Source organism: Rubrivirga sp. (assembly GCF_049648075.1).
In the GTDB taxonomy this organism is placed as follows: domain Bacteria; phylum Bacteroidota; class Rhodothermia; order Rhodothermales; family Rubricoccaceae; genus Rubrivirga.
Map to the genome: position 1 here is coordinate 1 of NZ_JBARYR010000716.1, position 2,744 is coordinate 2,744.

A 2,744-nucleotide genomic window follows, 5' to 3' on the forward strand; every position below is an offset into this window, starting at 1 on the left:
TCCAGGGCCACGGCGGGACGCTGACGGTGGAGTCCGACAAGGGCGGCGGAGCCGCGTTCACCGTCTGGCTCCCCGTTCCGTAGGCCGTACCCCGCTCCGGACCCCGTCGCCTCCTTCGGAAAACGGCCGGATACTGCTGGCGAAGTCGAGTGGGACCTCCTGAGCGCCGTGCGGTACCAGCGGATCACCTTCCGCGCTGCCATGCTCCAGCCTCAGACGCCCGGTCCGGTCCCCAGAGACACCGCCCGCGTCGCCCGCGCCGCCTTCCCTAAGGGCTCGCCGCTCGTCACCCTCCGCGACGAGCTCGGCACCGTGTTCTCCGACGACGACTTCGCCGCGCTCTACCCCAGCCTCGGCCAGCCCGCCTACCCGCCCTGGCGGCTCGCGTTGGTGACCGTGCTCCAGTTCCGCGAGAACCTCACCGACCGCCAGGCCGCCGACGCCGTCCGCGCCCGGCTCGACTGGAAGTACGCGCTGAGCCTCGAGCTCGACGACCCCGGCTTCGACTTCTCCGTGCTCTCGGAGTTCAGGGCACGGCTCCTCGACGGCGGGGCCGAGGACCGGCTCCTCGGCCGGATGCTCGAGCTGTTCCAGGGCCGGGGCCTGCTGGCTGGCGGGGGCCGCCAGCGGACCGACGCGACCCACGTCGTCGGCGCGGTCCGCGAGTTGAACCGGCTGGAGATCGTCGGTGAGACGCTCCACGCGGCGCTCAACGTGCTCGCGCAGGTGGCCCCGGCCTGGCTGAGCGACCGGGTCGACGCCGGGTGGTTCGAGCGCTACGGCGAGCGGTTCAGCGACTACCGGCTCCCGAAGCCCTACGCCGAGCGGGTCGAGCTCGTCGGGTGCGACGGGATGGGGCTCCTCGACGCCGTCTACGGCCCCGAGGCCCCGGACTACCTCCGCGCCGTGCCCACCGTCGACGTCCTCCGCCGGGTCTGGGTCCAGCACTTCTACGTCGACGGCGACCGGCTCCGGTGGCGCGAGCAGAAGAGCTTCCCCCCGTCGGCGCTCATGGTCGCGTCCCCGTACGACCTCGACGTCCGGTACAGCCAGAAGCGCGGCACAGAATGGAAAGGCTTCAAGGTCCACCTCACCGAGACGTGCGAGCCCGACCGCCCAAACCTCATCACGCACGTGGCGACGACAGCGGCAACGGACCAGGACGTGACGGCCCTAGAGGGCATCCACGACGGGCTCGGCGCGCGCGGCTTGCTCCCGGCCGAGCACCTCGCCGACGGCGCCTACCTCTCGGCCGCCGAGCTCGTCAAGAGCCGGGACCGCTACGGCGTCGAGATGGTCGGGCCGATGCGGGTCGACGCGAGCTGGCAGGCGGCCGACCCCGACGCCCTCGAAGCCGCTCAGTTCGCGATCGACTGGGAGGCCGAGCAGGTCACGTGCCCGATGGGCGAGCGGAGCTACAAGTGGTCGCCGAGCCGAGGCCGGGGCGGGAAGCCGTCGTTCCACGTCCAATTCCCCAAGCGGGCGTGTGCGGCGTGCGAGGCGAGACCCCGGTGTACTCGGAGCGAGACGGCGCCACGGAGCCTGGGCCTCCACCCGAGAGCGGAGCACGAGGCGATGGTGGCGGCCCGCGAGCACCAGAAGACGGCCGCGTTCAAGGAGCGGTACAAGGCCCGCTCCGGGGTCGAGGGGACGATCTCGGAGGCCGCTTTCGCGCTGGGGATGCGCCGGGCACGCTACCGGGGCCGAGAGAAGACGCACCTCCAGCACGTGGCGACAGCAGCGGCGATGAACCTCAAGCGGGCGCTCGCGTGGCTCGACGGGGTGCCCCGCTCGGGCACGCGGGTCTCCCACTTCGCCCGGCTGGCGGTGGCCGCCTGAATTCGCCAACAGCGTCTATCCCGAAGGTCCCCCACCGAGACCGGACGGCCGCGGCCAGCTCCGCGAGCGGCGTCTCGGCCGGGAGGTTCGAGAAGTAGTACTTCGTCTCGACGTCGTCGCGGGTCCGAGCGCGCTCCGCTATCAGCCACCCCTCGGCGCTCGTCGCCGTCCGGTGGTCGTCGAGGCTCCGGGCCTGGCACCCTGCGGATCTCCGATCCGCACCCCCAGTGCATCCGGAGCGCCGTGAACCGCCTCCGCATCGGCCCCCGCTCGCCCTCCCGCCACGTCACCTCCTCCCACGCCTCCGGCGGGAGCGCGGCGACGACCCTGTCGACCCGGTAGAGCGGGGCCGGGTGCTGCTTCGGGTTCCGACCGGCCCCCGGTTTCCGCGGCGGGGGCGGACCGTCGCGGGCGACCCGGACCTCGTCGGGCCGGCGGACGCCGAAGCTCTTCTTGACGGCGCAGGCGTAGAGGAGCCCGCGGTCGTCGAGCCCGCCGAAGAAGTCGCGGAAGTGGCCGTACGCGGCGTCGGCCGTGACGAGCCGGAACGGGACGCCCCACTCGACGGCCCGGTCGACGAGCTCGAGGGCGATCTCGATCTTCGAGAGCTTCGGGACCCCAGCGGGGACGTGGGCGCGGCGGCGGCGGGGCTCGTCGTGGACCCAGGCGTCGGGGAGGTAGAGCCTCGCGCTGACCGGCCAGTGGACGGCGGGGGCCGACCGGGACCGGCCGACGACGTACTCGGCCGTCACGAGCGCCTGGCAGTTCGCCTGCGTCCCGAACACGCCGCATCACTGGTGGGCGACGCCGACGGAGTGGGTCCCCTGCTTCGGGAACGTCGTGTCGTCGATGGCAAGCACACCGCCGGCCGGGGTCGCCGAGACGAGGAGCCGGACCCGCTCGCG

The 2,744-nt window shown here is 73.0% G+C and carries 1 protein-coding gene and 1 pseudogene; one reads left to right on the forward strand and one right to left on the reverse strand.

From position 1 onward, the window contains the following. Window positions 1–201: 201 nt before the first annotated feature. The gene (locus tag WBA11_RS18885; protein ID WP_424522176.1) at window positions 202–1,839 is read left to right on the forward strand and encodes an IS1182 family transposase; all 1,638 of its coding nucleotides are present in this window, start codon (window positions 202–204) and stop codon (window positions 1,837–1,839) included. Between the two features lie 320 nt (window positions 1,840–2,159). On the opposite strand, the pseudogene WBA11_RS18890 reads toward WBA11_RS18885, so the two are convergent. Beyond that, a pseudogene (locus WBA11_RS18890) lies at window positions 2,160–2,699 on the reverse strand (transposase); the annotation flags it as partial. Window positions 2,700–2,744: the final 45 nt, after the last annotated feature.